Source organism: Rhodococcus sp. LW-XY12, from assembly GCF_019317345.1.
Classification (GTDB): domain Bacteria; phylum Actinomycetota; class Actinomycetes; order Mycobacteriales; family Mycobacteriaceae; genus Rhodococcus; species Rhodococcus pyridinivorans.
Genome location: NZ_CP079225.1, coordinates 4,378,384 through 4,399,012 on the forward strand (window position 1 = coordinate 4,378,384; position 20,629 = coordinate 4,399,012).

Annotated in this window: 19 protein-coding genes; 7 read left to right on the forward strand and 12 right to left on the reverse strand. The window is 67.0% G+C overall.

All coding sequences use genetic code 11. The annotated features are described in order from the left end of the window. Positions 1 to 37 precede the first annotated feature (37 nt). Both KXC42_RS20025 and KXC42_RS20030 read left to right on the forward strand, forming a co-directional pair. Positions 38 to 799 carry a DUF899 family protein gene (locus tag KXC42_RS20025; protein WP_219129465.1) on the forward strand — a complete coding sequence of 254 codons (762 nt, stop codon included), beginning with the start codon at positions 38 to 40 and terminating at the stop codon, positions 797 to 799. An 82-nt stretch (positions 800 to 881) separates the two neighbouring features. Continuing rightward, positions 882 to 1,409, forward strand: a complete 528-nt coding sequence (locus KXC42_RS20030) for a hypothetical protein (protein WP_230811339.1) — start codon at positions 882 to 884, stop codon at positions 1,407 to 1,409. Positions 1,410 to 1,431: 22 nt separating this feature from the next. On the opposite strand, the gene KXC42_RS20035 is transcribed toward KXC42_RS20030, so the two are convergent. Next, positions 1,432 to 1,911: a DUF6194 family protein gene (locus KXC42_RS20035; RefSeq protein ID WP_219129466.1), complete on the reverse strand. Its 480-nt coding sequence runs from the start codon at positions 1,909 to 1,911 to the stop codon at positions 1,432 to 1,434. A 54-nt stretch (positions 1,912 to 1,965) separates the two neighbouring features. Here KXC42_RS20035 and KXC42_RS20040 point away from each other — a divergent pair, with 54 nt between their 5' ends. Beyond that, positions 1,966 to 2,751 carry a MerR family transcriptional regulator gene (locus tag KXC42_RS20040; RefSeq protein WP_064851775.1) on the forward strand — a complete coding sequence of 262 codons (786 nt, stop codon included), beginning with the start codon at positions 1,966 to 1,968 and terminating at the stop codon, positions 2,749 to 2,751. On the opposite strand, the gene KXC42_RS20045 is transcribed toward KXC42_RS20040, so the two are convergent. Then, the gene (locus KXC42_RS20045; protein WP_064851753.1) at positions 2,672 to 4,624 is read right to left on the reverse strand and encodes an APC family permease; all 1,953 of its coding nucleotides are present in this window, start codon (positions 4,622 to 4,624) and stop codon (positions 2,672 to 2,674) included. The two genes, KXC42_RS20040 and KXC42_RS20045, sit on opposite strands and share 80 nt — an antisense overlap. A 414-nt stretch (positions 4,625 to 5,038) precedes the next feature. On the opposite strand from KXC42_RS20045, the gene KXC42_RS20050 reads away from it, so the two are divergent. Both KXC42_RS20050 and KXC42_RS20055 read left to right on the forward strand, forming a co-directional pair. Then, the gene (locus KXC42_RS20050; RefSeq protein ID WP_019290955.1) at positions 5,039 to 5,713 is read left to right on the forward strand and encodes a PaaI family thioesterase; all 675 of its coding nucleotides are present in this window, start codon (positions 5,039 to 5,041) and stop codon (positions 5,711 to 5,713) included. A gap of 223 nt (positions 5,714 to 5,936) precedes the next feature. Further along, the gene (locus KXC42_RS20055; protein WP_019290954.1) at positions 5,937 to 6,326 is read left to right on the forward strand and encodes a hypothetical protein; all 390 of its coding nucleotides are present in this window, start codon (positions 5,937 to 5,939) and stop codon (positions 6,324 to 6,326) included. A gap of 427 nt (positions 6,327 to 6,753) precedes the next feature. Here KXC42_RS20055 and KXC42_RS20060 read toward each other — a convergent pair whose 3' ends face one another. Together KXC42_RS20060 and KXC42_RS20065 are read right to left on the reverse strand one after the other, a co-directional pair. Beyond that, positions 6,754 to 6,903 (reverse strand): hypothetical protein, encoded by a 150-nt coding sequence (locus KXC42_RS20060; RefSeq protein ID WP_006553103.1) that lies wholly within the window; start codon positions 6,901 to 6,903, stop codon positions 6,754 to 6,756. 104 nt (positions 6,904 to 7,007) lie between these two features. Then, the gene (locus tag KXC42_RS20065) at positions 7,008 to 8,543 is read right to left on the reverse strand and encodes an amino acid permease (RefSeq protein WP_219129467.1); all 1,536 of its coding nucleotides are present in this window, start codon (positions 8,541 to 8,543) and stop codon (positions 7,008 to 7,010) included. A gap of 219 nt (positions 8,544 to 8,762) precedes the next feature. Between KXC42_RS20065 and KXC42_RS20070 the strand changes: the two genes are divergently transcribed. After that, positions 8,763 to 9,269, forward strand: a complete 507-nt coding sequence (locus KXC42_RS20070; RefSeq protein ID WP_219129468.1) for an Lrp/AsnC family transcriptional regulator — start codon at positions 8,763 to 8,765, stop codon at positions 9,267 to 9,269. A 54-nt stretch (positions 9,270 to 9,323) separates the two neighbouring features. Here KXC42_RS20070 and KXC42_RS20075 read toward each other — a convergent pair whose 3' ends face one another. From KXC42_RS20075 to KXC42_RS20095, 5 genes are all read right to left on the reverse strand, one after another. Continuing rightward, a complete protein-coding gene (locus tag KXC42_RS20075) occupies positions 9,324 to 10,409 on the reverse strand; it encodes a Glu/Leu/Phe/Val dehydrogenase (protein WP_219129469.1) in 1,086 nt (361 codons plus the stop codon). A gap of 35 nt (positions 10,410 to 10,444) precedes the next feature. After that, positions 10,445 to 13,903, reverse strand: a complete 3,459-nt coding sequence (locus KXC42_RS20080) for an indolepyruvate ferredoxin oxidoreductase family protein (protein WP_219129470.1) — start codon at positions 13,901 to 13,903, stop codon at positions 10,445 to 10,447. 217 nt (positions 13,904 to 14,120) lie between these two features. After that, positions 14,121 to 14,576 carry an ANTAR domain-containing protein gene (locus KXC42_RS20085; protein WP_257605891.1) on the reverse strand — a complete coding sequence of 152 codons (456 nt, stop codon included), beginning with the start codon at positions 14,574 to 14,576 and terminating at the stop codon, positions 14,121 to 14,123. 225 nt (positions 14,577 to 14,801) lie between these two features. After that, complete coding sequence (locus KXC42_RS20090; protein ID WP_024101985.1) at positions 14,802 to 15,215, reverse strand: SPW repeat protein; 414 nt, start codon at positions 15,213 to 15,215, stop codon at positions 14,802 to 14,804. Positions 15,216 to 15,387: 172 nt separating this feature from the next. After that, a complete protein-coding gene (locus tag KXC42_RS20095) occupies positions 15,388 to 16,386 on the reverse strand; it encodes a zinc-binding alcohol dehydrogenase family protein (RefSeq protein WP_219130523.1) in 999 nt (332 codons plus the stop codon). Positions 16,387 to 16,687: 301 nt separating this feature from the next. Between KXC42_RS20095 and KXC42_RS20100 the strand changes: the two genes are divergently transcribed. Then, positions 16,688 to 16,927, forward strand: a complete 240-nt coding sequence (locus tag KXC42_RS20100) for a hypothetical protein (RefSeq protein WP_219130548.1) — start codon at positions 16,688 to 16,690, stop codon at positions 16,925 to 16,927. A gap of 91 nt (positions 16,928 to 17,018) precedes the next feature. Here the strand turns inward: KXC42_RS20100 and KXC42_RS20105 are convergent, their stop codons facing one another. The 3 genes from KXC42_RS20105 to KXC42_RS20115 form a co-directional block, all read right to left on the reverse strand. Beyond that, the gene (locus tag KXC42_RS20105; protein WP_219129472.1) at positions 17,019 to 17,477 is read right to left on the reverse strand and encodes a DUF6098 family protein; all 459 of its coding nucleotides are present in this window, start codon (positions 17,475 to 17,477) and stop codon (positions 17,019 to 17,021) included. Positions 17,478 to 17,574: 97 nt separating this feature from the next. Next, positions 17,575 to 19,095 carry a sugar transferase gene (locus KXC42_RS20110; protein ID WP_019290937.1) on the reverse strand — a complete coding sequence of 507 codons (1,521 nt, stop codon included), beginning with the start codon at positions 19,093 to 19,095 and terminating at the stop codon, positions 17,575 to 17,577. Positions 19,096 to 19,452: 357 nt separating this feature from the next. Beyond that, positions 19,453 to 20,568 (reverse strand): glycosyltransferase, encoded by a 1,116-nt coding sequence (locus tag KXC42_RS20115; protein ID WP_257605892.1) that lies wholly within the window; start codon positions 20,566 to 20,568, stop codon positions 19,453 to 19,455. Between the last annotated feature and the right edge of the window lie 61 nt (positions 20,569 to 20,629).

Here is a 20,629-nt window from a genome sequence, read left to right on the forward strand (position 1 = left end):
CCGCGCGCGTCGCGGTTCCCGCTTTCCGGAGGTCACCATGACCGAACCGCATTCCGGCCGTCCACCCGTGGTCGACCTCGCGACCTGGCAGGCCGCGCGCGACGAACTCCTCGTTCGCGAGAAAGCCCACACCAAGGAAGGCGACGCCATCGCCGCGGCTCGCCGACGACTCCCGATGGTGGAGTTCGACGGAACGGTCGAGGTGGTCGGGCCCGACGGCCCGGTCCCCTTCCTCGACCTCTTCCAGGGTCGCGACGAACTCGTCGTCTACAAGCACATGTGGTACGACGGTGCACCTCCGCAAGGGCAGTGCGAGGGATGCACGACCACGGCCTGGCACGTCCGCGACGCCGTCTACCTCAATGCTCGCGGGGTGTCGCTCGCATTCGTCACCACCGGCCCGTGGGAGGAGGTGGCAGCGTTCGTCGAGTTCATGGGCTACACCCAGCCCTGGTATTCGGTGCGCGACCTCGACGAACCCGTGGGCGGAGCGATGGGTTATCTCACCTCCTACCTCCGCGACGGAGACCGGACCTTCCTCACCTACTCCACGACGGGTCGCGGCACCGAACGGGCCAACAGCTCCGCCGGCCTGCTCGACATCACCCCGTACGGACGCGGCGAGAGGTGGGAGGACAAACCCGAGGGCTGGCCGGAGGGCGACGATCCGTGCTGGTTCTGGCGCACCGACGCCGACGGCAATGCGACATGGGATGAGACGAGCCGGCCGGTGCCGCAGTGGACCCGGCCCGGCGCGACTCCCGTCGAAACCCTCGACAGGCAGGGCAGCTGGCACTGATCATCTGCGACCGGCACTGATCACACCGGCGGTTCCGCTCGCGCCTACCGTGGAACGAGGTGTTCCCGACGAAGGAGTGTGCGTGGCGGAATCGTCCGGGTCGAATCGTCCCGAGTCCGAATGGAACGGCCGGGATTGGTACGTGAACTTCGGTGAGCGCAGCCCGTCACGGAATTGGGACGACGGCCGCCGTTACGGCTTCGTCGCCGCCGGCGGTGGCCGCTGGTATTCGGATTCCTTGCAGGAGTTGCCCGTCGGTGGCCGCGTCTTCGTTTACATCCCGAAGAGCGGATACGTCGGCATCGGCGTCGTGACCGGCGCGGTGGTTCCGGCCGACGAGGCGACGCTCGTCGTCGACGGTCGCGCGGTGCCGTTCCGCAGCCTCGACCTGAAGGCGCCGTACATCCACGAGAGCGAGAGCACGGACCCGCACGAGGACCACCGCGAGTGGATCGTGCCGGTGCAGTGGACGCACACCGTCGCGCGCGAGGATGCCTTCCGCATCCCGGGCCTGTTCGCGAACCAGAACTCGGCATGCCGCCTGCGTCACCGCTTCACCGTCGACACCGTGACGTCGTTCTTCGAGAGCAATCCGGATCGGGATGGGTGACAGCAGAAGCTTTTTCGCACGATCACTCCGTGTCGCGCAATGCGCTCCTGCGTTCGACCCGGCGCCGATCGGCCAGGTGGGCGTCGCGCAGCACTTCGAGCAGACGCGGCGTGGTCCGCTCGCCGGGTTCGACGACCGCGACCCATCCCAGTGAGCCGTAGAGCGGATGAGGGATGAAGACGTCGGCCTCGGCGAAGTCGATCGTCGAGGGGTCGACGGACCGGGGTGGGTAGCCGAGCAACTCGGTGAACAGCTGCGTCCCCGCATGCACGTTCATGCGCCATCGGCCCGGCTCGTCGAGGCGTGAATCCCCATCGTTCGGATAGTTCTTCGTCACGATCGTCGCGTAGGGCTGCCGCTTGTGCGGGATCTCGCCGTCCGGGGCGTAGTAGAAGAAATGGTCGCCCCACGAAATCTCGGGGAGCCCACTCCCATCCTGTGGTGCGAACTCGAGGACACCGCTGAAGCTTCTGATCTGCGCGAGGATCTGTTCCATGGTCATACTTCGAGTGTCACCTTGAAGTGCTCATGGAGGGTTCGAGCAGTGGAGCACACGATGACGACGGGGCGCCTGGCCGCAGCCACCGGATACTCCGTGCAGCAGGTGCGCGATCTCGAACGCCTCGGAGTGATTCCTTCCGCCGTACGAATGCCCAACAGCTATCGCAGATTCGGTCCCGAACACGTCACGGCCCTGCGCGCGTACCGCGCACTGGCTGTCGCGGTGGGTCCCGTCGAGGCGCGCAGGGTCATGCACGATGTGCAGGTCCTCCCCTACGACGAGGCACTCGCCCGTGTCGTCGAACTCCACAGTGGGCTCGCGCGGGCACGCGCCGAGAGTCTCACCGCGCTCCGCGCACTCGACACCATCGTCGACGAGGCCGCCCACGACGCGCCTCCACTACCCGGCGACGCCATGAGCATCACCGAGCTGGCGAACGCCATCGGAGTGCGATCGTCCACCCTGAGGTTCTGGGAGAAGGAGGGATTGGTCGCGCCCGAACGGATCGACCGTAACGCTGCGCGGAGCTACTCCCCCGCCGCGGCGCGGGACGCGCGGATCGTTGCCGCACTACGCGCGGTTGGCTACCGCATCCCGGCGGTCCGGGCGGTGATGGCAGCGATCGGAACCGACAATGACACCGATACTGCAAGGGACGCACTCCACGAGCGCCTGCACACCATCGCAGTGCAGTCCGAAATGTTGCTGCGAGCCGGTGCAGACATCGCGAACCTGATCGAGAACCGGACTCCGCGCTCGTCTAACTCGAATCCGAAGAGTGCAACCGCCACGGCACACTCGTCACCATCACCCCGGGCTGGAACAGCAGACGACTCTTGAGTCGCAGCGCGCTCTGATTGTGGAGCAGATTCTCCCACCAGTGCCCCACGACGTATTCGGGGATGAAGACGGTGACCACGTCGCGCGGCGAGTTGCCGCGCACCCGCCTGACGTAGTCGAGTACCGGTCGCGTGATCTCCCGGTACGGCGACTCCAGCACCTTCAACGGAATCGTGATGTCGCTGGCTTCCCATTCGCGCACGAGAGCGCGGGTGTCCTCCTCGTCGACGTCGACGGTGATCGCTTCGAGGGTGTCGGGGTGGGCGGCCGAGGCGTACGCGAGCGCGCGACGTGTCGGGTGGTGCAGCTTGGCCACGAGCACGATCGAATACGTGCGGCTGGGCAGCAGACCGTCCCATTTGCCGGCGTCGAGTTCGGCCGCCACACGTCGGTAGTGGTGGTTGACGGCCCGCATCGTCACGAAGACGATCACCATGGCGAGGATCGCGATCCACGCGCCGGCGAGGAATTTCGTGATGAGCACGATGATCAGGACGGTCCCCGTCATCGCCAGACCCACACCGTTGACGACGCGCGAACGCTGCATTCTCCGGCGGTGACGCGAGTCGGTTTCGGTGGCCAACAGCCGCGTCCAGTGACGAACCATTCCGGTCTGGCTCAACGTGAAGGAGACGAACACTCCGACGATGTAGAGCTGGATGAGATGGGTGACCTCGGCGTCGAACACCCATACCAGCACGATCGCTCCGAGAGCCAGGAAGACGATGCCGTTGCTGAACGCGAGCCGATCGCCCCGGGTGCGCAGCTGGGTCGGCAGGTGTTTGTCCTGCGCGAGTACCGACGCGAGAACCGGGAACCCGTTGAATGCCGTATTCGCGGCGAGGACGAGGATCAACGCGGTCACGGCGGTGACGAGGTAGAAACCGAGCGGGAAACCGGTGAAGACCGTCTCGGCGACCTGCGCGACCAGCGTCTTCTGATGGTATCCCTCCGGCGCCCCGAGCACTTGCGTCGCGGGGTCGGCGGCGACGACGACGCCCAGCCGCTCGGCGAGGACGATGATGCCCATCAGCAGCGTGATCGCGATGGCACCCAGCATCAGCAGCGTGGTGGCGGCGTTGTGCGATTTCGGTTTCCGGAAGGCCGGCACCCCGTTGCTGATGGCCTCCACTCCCGTCAGGGCCGCGCATCCCGACGAGAACGCGCGGGCGAGAAGAAACGCGAAGGCCAGTCCGGCCAGGTGTGATTGTTCTGCAGCCAGTTCGTAGTGCGACGACTCGGCGCGCAGCGGGGCGTCGAACACGACGAGGCGCACGAAACCCCAGACGAGCATCACCCCGATGCAGAACATGAATGCGTAGGTGGGGATGGCGAAAGCTGTGCCCGCTTCGCGGAGTCCCCGCAGATTGACCGCGGTGAGGAGAGTGATCGCGACGATCGCGAACAGCACCTTGTGGTGTTCGACGAAGGGGATCGCCGACCCGATGTTCTGGGCCGCCGACGAGATCGACACGGCGACGGTCAGCACGTAGTCGACGATGAGCGCGCTGCCCACCGTCAGGCCGGCCATCGCCCCGAGGTTCTTCGTCGCTACCTCGTAGTCGCCACCCCCGGACGGGTAGGCATGCACGTTCTGCCGATAGCTCGCGACCACGACGACCAGGACGACGGCGACGGCGAGACCGATCCAGCCGGAGAACGCGTAGGCGGACAGGCCCGCCACCGACAGCACGAGGAAGATCTCCTCCGGTGCATAGGCGACGGACGACAGGGCGTCGGACGCGAAGACCGGCAGGGCTACGCGTTTCGGCAACAGAGTGTGGCCGAGGGTGTCGCTGCGCAGCGGCCTTCCCAGCAACATCCGTTTGGTGATGCTGTCACGGCCCTTGTGGATGGTTACGGCCACGACCATCGACTCCTGTCCGGCGCATACCCGCGCACGCAGAAGCGAACGGTACGCTTGTATTACCACGCTCGCCACGGGTGCAGACAGGGCGAATTCACCCCGTCGATCACCCGTCGGCAACGTTGGCAGATGAAAGAATCGTGGGTAGCGTGGAGTCGTTGTTGCTCCTCGCAACAAAGCGTGCCGCGTCTCCTCCCCTTTGACACGGCACGGACGGACCCCGTCGGCCCCTCCCCTCGTTGAGCCGACGGGGTTCTCTCATTGATTCCCGCCCGTATGGCGGTTCACACGTTTTCGTACAGAACGGTCCGTTTTACGGATTTTGCGGTGATCCCGTGCAGCGGCAGCAGAACTTGACTCCTTCACCGTGCGCGCGGTCGACTACTTTCCTTCACCACGCTCACGATCCGGAGAACCCCGATGACCGATTCCATCCTCGAGCTCTACGTCGACGACGGACTGTCCGACGAGGAAATCGATCAGCAGAGGGCCACCTACGGTCCGCTCACCGAGGACGTGCGCGAGCTGATCCAGCTCGCACTGCAGACCCGTGTGGATGCCGACGACGTCGAGCGGGCCCGGGAACATCTCGCGGCCGCGCGCGAGATCCTCGAACGCGACCGGGAGGACGGCCCGTACGGCACCCGGTTCAACGATTCGGGCCGATTCCGTAACTGGGGAAACGCCGCAATAGGCCTGCGCAACGCCATCGCCCCGATCGGCGACATCCACGAGGACGACGACGGACGCGTGTGGACGGAGATCCACCTCGGTCCCGTCTACGAGGGGCCGGCCGGGCACGTGCACGGCGGGGTCTCCGCGCTGCTGCTCGACCAGATCCTCGGCGACGCCGCGCGCATCTCGGGATATCCGGGGATGACGGGCACGCTCACCATCCGCTATCGCAAGCGCACCCCTCTCGGCGCTCTGCGCGTGGAGGCGAAACTCGACCGTGTCGAAGGGCGCAAGGCGTTCGTCGTCGGGCACATCGCCGACTCGGAGGGGGTCTGCGTGGAAGCGGAAGGCATCTTCATCGCTCCGGTGTGGATGGTTCAGCAGCGTGACTCGTTCGCGGAGATACCGAGACCCGAATAGGCTCACAACGCCCATGGTCGACCATCAGGGTTGTGAGCCTCACCTGTGCGTTGTGAACCTCCGGACGCCGGAGCCGACGATCAGGTGCTTGCTCTGACGACCGACACCCTGCAACGCCTGAGCTGATGCTCCTGTTGCGAGGGTCACGACTTGCGACTCGGTAGGTCCGGCTCCTCCGCCAGTACAGTTGATCGATATCCGGCAGGAGCGAGAGGAGTCGACCGTGCAGAACGCCGTGTTCTACTCGCTCGTCGCGATGTGTTCGTTGTTCGCCGCGTCGACGTGGTGCCTCTCGCGCCCCCACCTGCTGTCGAGCTCGGCCGCGTTCGTGGCCTCCGGGCTCTGGGTGCTGATGAACGGACCTCTCGAGGGTCGTGTGCTGTACTCGGTGACGCCGAATCACGGACTGACCGAGGCCGACCTGCTCTCGGGAGTGGGCGTGTGCATCGCAGCCTGGGGTTTCTGGACGACGCGGAACCGTCGGCGACGGCGGCGTTCGCAGCGACCGGCGTCGTACCGCAGGCATCCCGACGGGTCCAGAGCCATGCCGACCCCCGTCTTTCCGGCGGAAAGCGACGTCGAAACGGGCCCCATCCGCCGCAAAGCAGGATGAACGTCTCGGTTCGACCCCGAGAAGATTCTCAGGTCTCGTTTCAGTATCGACTCTGGACGAGTGCCCAGCTGTCACCTAAGCTCCAAAGCGGCCACGGCGTAGGTGGCCGTGTCTCCCTAGAGTCCTCCCCGACACAGGAGATACAGCGCGAGGCCCCCGCCGGCTCCTCCCCTCGAATCGCTGGCGGGGGCCCTTCCCTGTCGGCCTCCCCGACGACAGGGGCAGATCGATGGTAATCAGGTCCCGATGTCCGATTCGTCCTGCGTTCGGACGAAACCCCGGGTAACCCTTGTGACCTTCGTCTCTGCGGCGCTGTTCACAGCATAGAGCAATCTGCTCACTCGCGTGCATAGGTCTTTCTCGAGTTCACCGAAAGATCAACTCGCAGAGTCCGTTCTGCCGCTTTCGCGCGCTTCGCACTCTTCCGTCAGGCACGATCCGCCAGCTCGGCGTGCCCGGCCTGACGAGCACAATGCGCGCAGCAGAAGACGGCATCCGCCGACTCCACGCCGTGCCCGAGGATGCGGCAGTGACAGTGGGCGCACTGCGGCGCCATCTCCTCCTCTTCCGGCGTCACGATCGGACGGTGTCTGCTTTCCTTCCGGTCGGGTACCCGGAACCGCCGGAACACACGAGCCCGCCCACACCGATTCGGTGCGGGCGGGCTCGTGGACGACGGATCTATACCGGTTCAGGTTCCCTCGCTTCGTGCTTCGCGGCTTCCTGCTGCGCGGCCTCGAGCTTCAGGCGTTGTCCGAGCACCGACTTGCGGCGACCGTAGACGAAGTAGATCGCCACTCCCAGGACCATCCAGACGGTGAAGCGGATCCACGTCTCGACCGAGAGGTTGAACATGAGCCAGCCGCAGGCGAGGACTGCGAGGATCGGGACCAGCGGCACGAGCGGCACCCGGAATCCACGGGGCAGGTCGGGGCGGGTACGGCGGAGCACCATCACGCCGACGCAGACCAGGACGAAGGCGAACAGCGTGCCGATGTTGACCATCTCCTCGAGCACACCCATCGGGAACACCGCGGCGAGGACGGCCACGACACCACCGACCATCAGGGTGATGCGCACGGGCACACCCTTGTGGTTCGTGACGGCAAGCTTGCGGGTGACGAGTCCGTCGCGGGACATCGCGAACAGCACGCGGGTCTGGCCGAGCATCATCACCATCACGACGGTGGTGAGGCCGGCGAGGCCACCGATGTTGATGGCCATCTGCGCCCAGGTGATGCCGTGTGCCTCGAAGGCCGTGGCCAGCGTGGCACTGCCGTCACCGACCAGCTCGCTGCCGGTGCGCAGGTCGGTGTACTTCACCATGCCGGTGAGCACGAGCGTGACGCCGACGTAGAGGACGGTGACGATCGCCAGCGAACCGAAGATGCCGCGGGGCAGGGCCTTCTGGGGGTTCTTGGTCTCCTCGGCGGTGGTGGCGACGACGTCGAAGCCGATGAAGGCGAAGAAGACCAGGCTCGCTGCGGCGAGGAGGCCGTACCAGCCGTAGGTGCTGCCGCCCGCGCCGGTGAGCGCCGAGAACAGCGACTGATGCAGACCGGATGCGGCGCTCTCCGCCTCTTCGGCCTGGGGGACGTACGGCGAGTAGTTGGACTTGTCGATGTAGAAGATGCCGACGACGATGACGAGCAGGACCACCGCGACCTTGATGGCGGTGACGACGGCGGAGACCCGCGACGAGACCTTGGTGCCGATCGCGAGGATGATCGTGATGGCGCCGACGATGAGCAGCGACCCCCAGTCGACCGTGATCGGTCCGAGGTCGATCGACGCGTCCCCGCCGAACATGCCCCCGAGATACATCGACCATCCCTTGGCGACGACCGCGGAGGCGAGGGCGAACTCGAGGATCAGGTCCCATCCGATGATCCAGGCGACGAACTCACCGAAGGTGGCGTAGGAGAAGGTGTAGGCGCTGCCGGCGACCGGTACCGCAGAGGCGAACTCCGCGTAACACAGTGCGGCGAGACCGCACGCGATCGCGGCGAGGACGAACGCCAGCGAGATGGACGGTCCGGCGAGATTGCCGGCGGTGCGGGCGGTGAGGGTGAAGATTCCGGCTCCGACCACGACGGCGACGCCGAACACGGTCAGATCCTTGGCGGTCAGTTCTCGTCGTAGCCGCGAACCGGGTTCATCGGTATCCGCGATCGACTGTTCGACGGATTTGGTCCGCCAGATGCCGACTCCGGGCATTGTGTGCTCCTCGGGGTGATTGCGGCGCCCGCCACGCCCGGTCCGGGCGAGGGGTAGGCATGTCGCTCACTTCGCGCGCATTACGTTGCAGCAAGCAGTGTTTGCGTGAGCATTCGATGTAGCAATCATGGCACTGGCTCGTGAAGTGTCAATATCTTTCTGTTCGGCTGAGCATTATGCTCGAGTGGTGACGCGCATCACAACGGAAAGGGTGTCATCGTGTTCAGTCTCGACCGGCTCGACGCAGCTCTCCTCGGAGAGCTCACGCACAACCCCCGGGCAGGAATCGTCGACCTGTCGGCGAAGCTCGGCATCGCCCGTAACACCGTGCAGTCGCGCATCAGAAAACTCGAGGAGTCCGGTGCCGTCACCGGATACCGACCGGTCGTCGACCTGCCGAAGCTGGGTGTGCCGCTGCAGGCGTTCATCGGCGCCGAGCTCGTCCAGGCACAGATGGGGCATGTGATCGCCCAATTAGGCCGATTCCCAGAGGTATTGGAAGTCCACGCGACAACGGGCCGGGAGGATCTCCTGATCCGGATGGCGGCGCAGTCCCAGGAGGACCTCCTGTTGGTCCTCGAACGGCTCCACGCCATCGAGGGCGTCGCGCACACCACCACGACGCTCGCGCTCACCACGCCGATCGAGTACCGGACGCAGCCACTCGTCGAGCACATCACCCGCGATGCGGGGCACGGGCGTTCCTCGTCGGCCGGAAAATCCTGAAGACACGAGAAGGGGAGGCACCTCGCGGCGCCTCCCCTTGTTCCCCTGTGCGGATCAGGCAGTATCGATGCGGCGCTCGGCGATCCGGTTGGCCGCTGCGCCCGGCGTGACGCCGAGAGTGCTGGAGACGTCGAAGATCTCGGCGGTGCGGTCGAAGATGGACTCCACCCGCTCGCGGACGACGTCGGCGGCGGATCCGTCGACCTCGCCGGCGACCTGGATCAGTCCGCCCGCGTTCGCGACATAGTCGGGTACCCAGACGATTCCGCGCTTGCCCAGCAGGCCCTCCACCTCGGGCTGCGCGAGCTGGTTGTTGGCCGCACCGCACACGAGACGTGCGTCGAGGTGGGCAGCGGTGATCGAGGTCAGCGTGCCGCCGAGAGCGCACGGGGCGTAGACGTCGGCGGACGAGGCGACGACGTTGTCGGTGACCTGCGCCGGGAACTCGTCGACCACGCGGGCGACCGCGGCGGGGTTCACGTCGGAGACGATCACCTCGGCACCGTCGGCGACGAGCAGCTTCACGAGCTCGTAGCCGACCTTGCCGAGACCCTCGACACCGACCGTGCGACCCGCGAGAGTCGTTTCGCCCCAGACCGTCCGAGCACCGGCACGCATGGCCTGGAAGACACCGAGTGCGGTCAGCGGCGAGCTGTCGCCGGATCCGCCGGCGGCGACGGTGCGCCCCACGGCGTGGGCGGTGTGCCGGCCCACCACGTCGAGATCCTCCGCGCGGGTTCCCACGTCGGCGGCGGTGATGTAGCGACCACCGAGTGACTCGACGAATCGTCCGTAGGCGGCGAGCAGTTCGTCGTTCTTGTCCATCTTCGGATCACCGATGATGACGGCCTTGCCGCCACCGAGGTTCACACCCGACACCGCAGCCTTGTAGGTCATGCCCCACGACAGTCGCAGCACGTCCTCGAGTGCCGACATCTCGTCCGCATAGGGGTAGAAGCGGGTGCCGCCGAGGGCGGGCCCGAGTGCGGTGGAGTGGATAGCGACGATGGCGCGCAAGCCGGTAGCCGCGTCGTGATGGAAGACGACCTGCTCGTGCGGACGGTCGGCCAGGCGGGCCGAGCGGCCGAACACGCCGTCGGACGTGGTGAACTCGGGGAGGTCGAGGGCAGAGGTGGTCATCGGTGGGTTCCTTTGCAGCAGAGGGTGTTCGTGCGTCAGAAGTCGGTGTCGATGCCGAGCTCGGCGAGGCGGGCCCGGTACTGCTCGACGGAGCGGAGCTTGACGTCCTCGTAGCCGCGCACCATGTCGGGCAGGGCCGCGATCTCGGCGGCGCGGTCGTAGGAGTCGACGTCCAGGCCGGCGGCGAGCCGCTGGATCGTGGCGGTGTAGTGGGCGAGCAGAGCACGCTCGACGCGGCGGACGTGGGCGTAGCCGAAGGGATCGAGCTTCGTGCCGCGCAGACGCTTCGCCTTGGCCAGAGCCTTCAGCGCGACATGCGATTTCGGTCCGAAGCCGACCTTCTTCTCGCGGCCGAGTGCGCGCAGCGCCGGCGGGTGCAGGCGGTAGGTGAGCTTGTGCCCACCGGGGACCTGGCCCTGCACCTCGTCGAGGAAGGCCGGGTCGACGAGCATGCGGGCGACCTCGTACTCGTCCTTGTAGGCGGTGAACTTGAACAGTCCGCGGGCGACGGCCTCGCTGAAGTCCGTGCGGTTCGTGACGCGGCGCTCGGCCTCCCAGGCTGCCTGCACCTGCGCGATGTAGCGGGCGGCGAGGGCTTCGCTCTGGAAGTCGATCAGCGACGCGGCGCGGATCCGCACGAGCCGCTCGACCTCGCCGGTGAAGGTGGTGCCGGCGAACAGACGCTCCGGTGCGACGGTGGCGGCGCGCTCCGTGGGGGCCGGTGCGGTCGCGGCGGCGAAGGCCGCGGGATCCGCGACGGCCACCCGGCCCCAGCGGAAGGCGGCGATGTTGGTCGCGACGGCCACACCGTTGATCTCGATGGCCTCCTCGATGGCGTCGTCGGGGATCTCGAGTCCGCCGAGCTGGTGGGCGGCGCCCACGACGAGGAAGTTCGCGGCCGAGGTCTCACCGAACAGCGCCTGGGCTGCGGCGAGGGCGTCGAACGAGACGGTCGTGCGGGTCGCGGTGTCGAGGCGGGCGAGCAGGTCGTGCTCGTCGGGGTGCCGGACAGAGCGGTCGTAGACCATGTCGCCGGTGGGGACGCGGCTCGTCGACGCGACTGCCACGGTCTCCTCACGGTTCGCGTAGGCGAGGTTCTTCGGCTCGGTCGCGGTGAGCAGGTCGAGCGCGAGCAGAGCGGTGGCACCGCCCGGGCCGACGCGGTTGCCGGGCTCGAGTCCGTCGGCGGCGAAGCGCAGGTGGGAGACCACCGGGCCGGCTTTCTGGCTCATGCCGATCTGGTCGAGCGACTCGACCTCGAATCCGGCGCGTAGCGCGGCCGTGGCGAGCACCTGGTTGACGGTGACGATGCCGGTGCCGCCGATGCCCGCGAGGAAGACGTTGCGGGTGCCCTTCGGGGTGTCGATGGCGGCGTCGGGGATGCGCGGCGGGGTCGGAGCCTTGCGGCGCTTGGGCTTCTCCGGCGACGTCTCGACGGTCACGAAGGACGGGCAGTCGCCGTCGAGGCACGAGTAGTCGGTGTTGCAGGAGGTCTGATCGATGCGGGTCTTCGAACCGAATTCGGTGTCGACCGGCTGCACCGACAGGCAGTTGCTCTTGACGCCGCAGTCGCCGCAGCCCTCGCACACCGCTTCGTTGATGACGACGCGGGTCGTGCGGGCGGGCAGGGTGCCACGCTTGCGCTGACGGCGTGCGTCGGCGGCGCAGTGCTGGTCGTAGATGAGCACGGTGACGCCCTCGATCTCGCGCAGCAGCTTCTGCGCCTCGTCGAGCCGGTCGCGGTGCCAGACCTCGGTGCCGCGGGCAAGGGTGCGCTTGCGGAGGCGCTTCGGTTCGTCGGAGCAGATGATGATCTTGCGGACGCCCTCGGTGGTGAGCTTGTGGGTCAGCGCCGGGATCTTCAGGGCGCCTTCGGCGTCCTGCGCGCCGGTCATCGCCACGACGTCGTTGTAGAGCAGCTTGAAGGTGATGTTCACGCCGGCGGCGACACACGCCTGGACGGCGAGTTGACCGGAGTGGAAATATGTTCCGTCGCCGAGGTTCTGGAACATGTGGCCGATGTCGGTGAACGGCGCCTGGCCGATCCACTGCGCACCTTCGCCACCCATCTGGGTCAGGCCGGTGACGGCGCTGTCCTTGCGGCCCGACAGGGTGACGAGGGTGTGGCAGCCGATGCCGCCGCCGCCGATCGAACCCTCCGGCAGTGCGGTGGATCGGTTGTGCGGGCAGCCGCTGCAGAAGTAGGGGGTGCGCTGGGTCGACAGCACCTCGAGCGACAACTGCGGCAGCGGTGCGGGGCCGAGTTCGACGTGGCCGCGGAGCACGCGACGCAGCGGGCCGCGCAGGCGACCTGCGGTGAGCTCACCGTCGACCGGCACGAGCGGGCGGCCGTCGGCGTCCTTCTTGCCGACGATCTGCGGGGCGTTCGCGGTGCCGTAGAGGATCTCGCGGATCTGGGTCTCGACGAAGGCGGTCTTGTCCTCGACCACGATCAGTTCGTCGAGGCGGCGGGCGAATTCGCGGACGATCTCGGGACCGATGGGGTACGGCATGCCGATGCGCAGCAGGCGGATGCCGGCGCGGTGCAGCGCGGCGTCGTCGACACCGAGGTCGAGCAGGGTCTGGCGCAGGGCGTCGAAGGTGGTGCCGGTGGCGGCGAGGCCGACGCGGGCCTGCGGCGGGTCGACCTCGATCACGTCGAGGCCGTTGAGGCGGCCGTATTCCTGGACGATCTTCCAGCGCGGGCCGTAGAGGTCGGCCTCGGCGATGACACTGTCGCCGGGCGCGGCCATGGGGCGCTGCTTGTAGACGAACGGCCGTCCTTCCCATTCGATCTCGGGGACCGTGATGGGCAGGTCGGAGATGGAGCCGTCGACGGACCAGGCGCCGTCGGCGACGTCCGCGACGATCTTGAGGGCGACGAGGCAGCCCGAGGCACGCGACAGCGCGACGCCGTGCAGGCCCAGGGTGACGATCTCGGCGGCGTTCCGCGGGAACAGGACCGGGATGCCGAGGGCGGCGAGGGACCGCTCGCTGACGGCGGGCACGGTCGACGACTTCGACGCGGGATCGTCGCCCACCATGAGCAGCACGCCGCCGTTCGGGTTCACGCCGTACATGTTGGCGTGACGCAGTGCGTCGGTGGCGCGGTCGAGGCCGGGGCCCTTGCCGTACCAGACGCCGACGACGCCGTCGTGAGTCGGTGTGCCGGCGCCGAGGTGTCCCTGGCTGCCCCATACGGCGGTGGCGGCGAGTTCCTCGTTGAATCCGGGCACGAAGGTGATGTCGTGCTCGGCGAGGACCTTCGGCATGCCGTGGAGCATCTTGTCGAGACCACCGAGGGGGCTGCCCTGATATCCGGAGACGAAGGTCGCCACCCGGCGACCGTCCCGCATGGCCCGTACCTGCTGTTCGACGAACATCCGGGCGATGGCCTGGACGCCGGTGAGGAGCACGGTGCCGGAGCCCGAGCGATATCGGTCGTCGAGGTCGTAGGGAAGTCGTTCGCTCTCCCGGATTGCGGTCTCGGTCATTGCGTACCACCCGTCCTTCGTCGCGGCGTCCGATTGTGTCTGCGCCACTTCGATCGCGTCATTTGGTACAGCAATAGTTGATTGAGCTAGGCGAACTCGTCAACATACGATTTTCCAGCGCATCATTTTGATCAGATGTGATGCACGACACACTGGATGGATGCGCACGGTGCTCAGTTCCGGACGATCCGGCGCATCCGCCTGGGGAGGATTCGCTCTACCGTTCACGCGGAGGTCGGGCGGTCTCGACCACCTCGACGGCAAGGTCGCGCACGAGTTGATTGCGCTCCTGGGACAACCTGCGCAGCATTTCGAATGCGCTCTCCGCGTCGATGCCGAAGCGTTCCATGAGAACGCCCTTCGCCTGCCCGATGACATCCCTCGAAGCCAGGGCCGCGCGGAACTGCTCCTCGCGCACCGCGGCCACCGCGGCGAAGGCCGCATGCGTCGCCAGGGTCGAGGCGATGTCGACGCTGCCGTCGTCGAACGCACCCGCCTGCGAGCTGTGCAGATTGAGGGCTCCGATCGTGTCGTCCGTCGTGTACAGCCGGACCGCAAGCATGGAGCGAGCACCCAGACGGGCCGCTCGGGAAGCGAACGCGGGCCATCGGTCGTCGTGCATCTCACGAGCGAGTTCCTCGATGGATTCTCGCAATTGTCGTTCGAACCTCACCGAGTTCGCACTACGAGCGCCGCGGCCTTCACCGGTGTCCATACTGCATCGTGGCATCGAAACGGCGACGGGGTTGCAGCGTTCGACCGAGGGGTATTGCCCTCGGTAGCCGGAATCGGTGTCCGGACGCCGCACCCGGTGAGGTGCTGCCGGTTCAGACATGCAGCCGGCAGCACCGTCCGGGTCCCGTATACCCGGGTTACTGCATCCCGGGCTACTGCACCGTCAACGCGAACGGTCCATCAGGCCGGTTCCCATCGCAGCCGCGGCCACGCCCAGGACGAACACGATCGCACCCACGATGACATGGGACCAGATCATGGACGTACTGGTATCTACTCCGCTGACCAGCCACGGCGAGACGAACAACCACAGACCGAGCAGCGGCGCGACGAACGCCAGGCCGTGGGTGCGGCCGTAGGCCGAACCGAGCGCCATGGCGAGCAGTGCGACCGCGAGGCCGCAGATCAGATTGGTGGTGGCGAGTGCCGTCTGATCGGCGAAGCCGATGATCCAGGCGGATGCCGCCGCGTACAGACCGGCAACCATCATCAATCCGTCGGTGACCTGGACTGTGGGCTGTTCGCCCATCCGGTCGTAGCGTTCGCGCATCTCGACGATGTCGGGATGGGTGTGCATTGCAGAATGAGCCGATGATGTCGACATTGTCCTCATCTCCTCGTGGGTGAGAAGTCCGAGGGGCCCTCCTGGGTCCGACACTATTATCGTCGTCCCGGGCGGGATGTTCCCGTAGGGTAGAAAGTCCCGACTTGGTGATCTCGGGCGGAGCGCACCGTATCGATCCGGACCATCAGGGGACGAGGACGGCAGCGCCGCGCACGCGGTCGCCGGCGAGATCCGCCAGCGCGCGATCGGCGTCGCCCAGCCCGTATCGCATCGTCGCGACCCTGATGCGGTGCTGCCCGGCGAACGCGAGGAACTCCCGGGAATCCTTACGGGTATTGGCGGTCACCGACCGGATCTCGCGCTCGTAGAACAGGTGCCGCTGGTAGTTCAGCTGCGGAACGTCGGTCAGGTGGATGCCGGCGATCGAGAGGATGCCGCCGCGGTCGAGTGCTTCGAGTGCAGGCGGCACGAGGTCGCCGACGGGTGCGAAGAGGATGGCGGCGTCGAGGGGCACCGGTGGTGCGTCCGCGGCGCCCTGCACCGACGCGGCCCCGAGTTCGCGAGCAAGATTCCGCGCGTCCTCACTCCTCGTCATGACGTGCACCTCGGCACCTCGCGCCAGGGCGACCTGCGCCGCGATGTGGGCGCTGCCGCCGAAGCCGTAGATGCCGAGCCTCCCGCCGTCGGGAACCGAGGCGCGCTTCAGCGCGCGGTAGCCGATGATGCCGGCACAGAGGAGCGGAGCGAGTTCGATGTCCTCGTATCCGTCGGGCAGCGGGAGGGCGTACGCCGCCGGTACGGCGACGAACTCGGCGTACCCGCCGTCCTCGTCCCAACCGGTGTATCTCGAATCCGGACACAGGTTCTCGTCGCCACGACGACAGTAGCGGCACTGCCCACAGGTCGAACGCAGCCAGGCCACGCCGACGCGGTCGCCGTCGGCGAACCCCTCCACCGCCTCCCCCACTCGATGGACCACCCCGACCACCTCGTGCCCCGGGACGACACCCGCCCGGTGGACGGGGAGATCGCCCTCGGCGACGTGCAGGTCGGTGCGGCACACACCGCACGCCAGCACGCGCACCAGAAGATCGTTCGGTCCGATCTCCGGCAGCGGAACGGATTCGAATCGCACGGGGTGACCGGCGACGGGGCCGGGCTCCACCACTCGCCACGCTCGCATCGATCGGGGTTCGTCCACGGCTCTCGCCTCCCGTGTGTTTGCCGATCTCGACACCAGTGAACCCCTTCTTACATGAGCAGCACAGAAGGTGCCGCCGATTCGCACGACCCGGCTCAGGTGTCGTCACCATTCTCACCGAGGACCATCGGGAGATGGAGAAGCACCTCCCCGGGTGCATGGAGGCCGTCGAGCACGACACCCCTGATCCATCCTCGATGGCAACCGCCCCGGCCCCCGCGAGCCGGGGCGGTTGCGCGTGAAAGTACCTTCCCGACGGTTTGTTTCGTTACCGGTTTGTTCTGTGATGCAAGGGAGCGGGAAGGCTTCATCAACAAGCACCAACATCTTCGTCCTCGGACTCACCGACATCCAGCGCAAGGAACTGGAGACCGTACGCGGCGCCGACCAGGTGAGCTTCCACGGATTGCTCGACTACGAAACGCTTGTGGAGCCCGACGAATACGTGTTCGACGACGATCACGGCGATCGTCGCGTCCACTCGGAGAGCTGGCAGCGCCGGACGCCGCGAGATCCGGTGTGACACGCACACGCGAGATCCGGTGTGACACGCACACCGAAGCCCAACCCGCGGCATGCCGGGGTGGGCTTCCTGCGTTCTGCGCGAACGGTTTTCAGTCGCTCCCGTGCGAATCACCGTCGACGTCGAAGTGCTCCTCGTACCACCTCTTCGCCTCGTCGAGCACACCCTTGCTCAGGCGGGCATGGGGCCGGACGTCGACGAGTAGCAGCTCGTGGCCGGGACCGCGCCCGACCATCCTGCCCGTGAGGATCCAGACGAACCGACCGTCCTCCTCGCCGAACCCGGTGCACGTGCAGACACGGCGGGCGACCCAGTCCTTGACGGGCCGACGCCACCACGGCTCCGGAGCGAGGGTGGTGGCGACGAGCCCGGGCAGGGTCACGTTCGCCTCGCGATCGCGGCTCGGCCCGTCCTCGGCGTCCGCCGCCGGCCCCTTCGAATACCGCAGGTAGAGCATCGGATCCGTCGCCAGATCGGCGAGCTGGTCGAGCGAGGTGATCAGCGGGATGTCGTCGGGGTCGGGTTGGAAACTTCGGACGGACGTGCTCACCTTCTCCTCCTCCTGCCGATACTCCAGGACGAATTCGAAGAGTTCCCCGCTCCCCTGCCGCGAAACCCTGCACCGCGGTCGGGTCGGCGCGGTCGGGTCAGTAGGCGCCGTCGCTCGCGAGCACCGCGCGCACCGTCTTCACGACGATGAGCAGATCCTGCACCATCGACCAGTTCGCCACATAGAACAGATCGAGGCGGATGCGGTCGGCTTCGGACAGATCGGATCGGCCGGAGACCTGCCACAGTCCCGTCATGCCGGGTCGCACGAGGATGCGGCGCGGAACGAAGCCCGGGATCTTCTCGCCCTCACCCACCGCGAGGGGACGCGGCCCCACGAGACTCATGTCGCGGGCGAGGACGTTGAACAGCTGTGGCAGTTCGTCGATGCTGGTGCGGCGGATGAACCGTCCCACCGGCGTGATCCGCGGGTCGCGGGCGGACTTGTAGAAGGTCGCGTCCTCCTGACCGGTCTGCGCGCGGACCGTATCGACCATCCGGTCGGCATCGACGACCATCGATCGGAACTTCCACATCCGGAAGACGGTGCCGCCCAGGCCGACGCGTTCCTGCCGATAGAAGACCGGACCGCCGTCCTGGAGTTTGATCAGCGCGGCGACCACAAGCATGACCGGCGCCGCGATCGTGAGGGCGAGGACCGCGCACACGAGGTCGAAGGTCGTCTTGGCGATCCGATGCGACCCGCGGTACTGCGGCTCCTCGACGTGCACGAACGGCAACCCACCCACGGGATGCATCGACAGTCGCGGCAGGGCGATGTCGGTGACGCCGGGAGCCACCACGAGATCGACGCGATACGGCTCGAGTTCCCATGCGAGCTCGCCGATATCACCGTTCCCCCAGTGCGTTCCGGCAGCGATCGCGACGGTGTCGGCGCCGGAGAGCTTGACGGCGTTGATCACGTCGGTTTCCGCACCGAGTACCGGGATCTCCTGTCCGGCGACGGTGATGGTGCGCCCGCTCTCCCCCGTGTACCCGGTGGTGCACACACCGACGACGCGGTATCCGGCCGAGGTGTCGCGGACGAACGATCCGACCATCGCATCCACCGCGCGTTCGGAGCCGACGACGAGCACCGAGGTCCGGAACTCGCCCCGCACACGCCGGCGTTCGATCGAACGACGGCACCATCGGCGTCCGAGCGGCAGAACGACCAGGCCGACCGGCATGGCCAGCAACACGTAGACCCGGATCGTGTCGAGGTCGGTGGCGAACGAGTCGACGAGGAACGAGGCGATCGCGAGCAGACCGAAGGTCTGCAGGGTCGCCCTCGTGACGAGCCGGTACTCCTCCTCGCCGCTGCCCACGATCGGCTTCTTGCGAGTTCCGTTGAGTGCCAGAATCGCAAGCCACAGGCCGGCCACCACGATCGCCGAGGCGAGTCCCCGGGTCACCGAGGACCCCGGGTCGACCGGTCCACCGATCATCGTCCCGGCCCCCTGCGCCAGGACGACGGTCGTGACGACGATCGTCGTGTCGGTGATCGCCAGCGACCGGAGATAGGTGCGCTGCCATTGTCTGCGCGGGACACTTCCGTGACCGTCGCTCGTGTCGTGGGTCGGCGCGTTGCGGCGCGCCAACTCGGGTCCGATCCCCATACTTCTCCCGCTTGCCTACTCCACGCGAAGTGGCCCCGACAGCCAGATGAACGATTCGGTGATTATGTCCGTTTTCTCGAAGGAACGCGAATCCTGTTTCAGTGCAACAGATCACAGTGACGCGGGTGATTCCACCCTGAAGCGAAGAAGCTACGCGTAACTCGAATTACTTGTGCGCGTAGTTACTTCAGCAAAGAACACATTCATGAAGCGGCGACGAACGCAGCCCGGCCGGCGGCAGTGAGCCATGACGATCCCCCATCGAACCCCATCAGCAGGCCCCCGACCCGGGAGAAAGGTACATCAGAGACGAACCGGCGACAAGAGTTCGTCTACTCGTCGGTAGTATGATGTGAGTCACGCCGTTCCGATCCCCTCCCCGACCCAGTCGCGGATGTGCTGCCGGAAGTTCTCCGAGGACAGCGCGGCGAGGGCCTCGTTACGGCCCTTCGGCACACCGTCGATCGCGGCGATGCACTCGGCGACCGCCTCCACCCTGTCCTCGCGGAAACACAACCCGTCGACCCCCTCGGCAACCGTCTCACCAGCACCTCCGAGCGCGTTGACGACCACACGCGCCCCTGCCGCACGTGCCTCGACGGGCATGATCCCGAAGTCCTCCACCGCAGGAAAGACGTAGACGTGGGCCTGCTGGTAGAGCGCGTAGAGCAGGGCGTCCGACGGCCGAGCGAGCACGTGGACCGGCACCGTCGCCTCGTCGGCGAGCTGCCGCAGCCGGCCCTCCTCCGGCCCCGATCCCGCGATCACCGCCGGCACCCCGGCGAGGTCGGCTGCCCGGATCACCCAATCCAGTCGCTTGTACGGCACGAACCTCGACGCCCCCAGCACGAAGGTCTCCGGAAGCCCCTCCAGCAGGGCGGATTCGGCGGCGGACAGTTCGTCACGCCAGTCGGGCACCGACGAGATGCGGGCCGTCTCGACGGGAGGGAAGATCACACGCGCCTCGACATCCCAGGCCCGCTCGATGCGGCGACGCACGAAATCGCTGTTCGCGGCGAAGTGTGCACCTTCCCGCGCGCGACGCCGATCGAGGGCACGCAACGGAGGTGCCGCGCACCGCACCGCGAGCGAGGCACCCCGATCGTCGAGTTCCGGATTCCACAGGTAGCGCGCCGGAGTGTGTACGTAGACGAACTTCTCGAACCCGCTCGGTGCGCCCCGGAAGGTCACGTGGTGGGCGAAACAATGCGAGCTGACCAGGGCGAAGTCGTACGAACCGGGTCGGCGACGCCAGACGTACGGCATGGCCGACAACGCCAGCGCCTTGCTCCTACGCAGAGGTGTGCGCGCCAGACCGCTCTCGTACACCGTCCGCCCCGGATACCGGTCGGCGTCGTCCCACAGGCACAGGACGTCGGCGTCGGGAAAGGTGCGGACGAACTCGTCGAGAACCTTCTCCGAACCTCCGTCGCGCGCGATCCATTCGTGCACCAAGATTCCAGGCACAGCCATCCCTCCGAAGACCCCGAGCCGATCGGGAGGGTACTTTATGACCCTGCCGACGCCGAGAGGT

Bases quoted from the DNA above. Each gene is read 5' to 3' on its own strand.
- KXC42_RS20025 (WP_219129465.1), top strand. From the start codon at position 38: ATGACCGAACCGCATTCCGGCCGTCCACCCGTGGTCGACCTCGCGACC.
- KXC42_RS20035 (WP_219129466.1), bottom strand. From the start codon at position 1,911: ATGACCATGGAACAGATCCTCGCGCAGATCAGAAGCTTCAGCGGTGTC.
- KXC42_RS20040 (WP_064851775.1), top strand. From the start codon at position 1,966: ATGACGACGGGGCGCCTGGCCGCAGCCACCGGATACTCCGTGCAGCAG.
- KXC42_RS20045 (WP_064851753.1), bottom strand. From the start codon at position 4,624: ATGGTCGTGGCCGTAACCATCCACAAGGGCCGTGACAGCATCACCAAA.
- KXC42_RS20050 (WP_019290955.1), top strand. From the start codon at position 5,039: ATGACCGATTCCATCCTCGAGCTCTACGTCGACGACGGACTGTCCGAC.
- KXC42_RS20065 (WP_219129467.1), bottom strand. From the start codon at position 8,543: ATGCCCGGAGTCGGCATCTGGCGGACCAAATCCGTCGAACAGTCGATC.
- KXC42_RS20075 (WP_219129469.1), bottom strand. From the start codon at position 10,409: ATGACCACCTCTGCCCTCGACCTCCCCGAGTTCACCACGTCCGACGGC.
- KXC42_RS20080 (WP_219129470.1), bottom strand. From the start codon at position 13,903: ATGACCGAGACCGCAATCCGGGAGAGCGAACGACTTCCCTACGACCTC.
- KXC42_RS20090 (WP_024101985.1), bottom strand. From the start codon at position 15,215: ATGCACACCCATCCCGACATCGTCGAGATGCGCGAACGCTACGACCGG.
- KXC42_RS20095 (WP_219130523.1), bottom strand. From the start codon at position 16,386: ATGCGAGCGTGGCGAGTGGTGGAGCCCGGCCCCGTCGCCGGTCACCCC.
- KXC42_RS20110 (WP_019290937.1), bottom strand. From the start codon at position 19,095: ATGGGGATCGGACCCGAGTTGGCGCGCCGCAACGCGCCGACCCACGAC.
- KXC42_RS20115 (WP_257605892.1), bottom strand. From the start codon at position 20,568: ATGGCTGTGCCTGGAATCTTGGTGCACGAATGGATCGCGCGCGACGGA.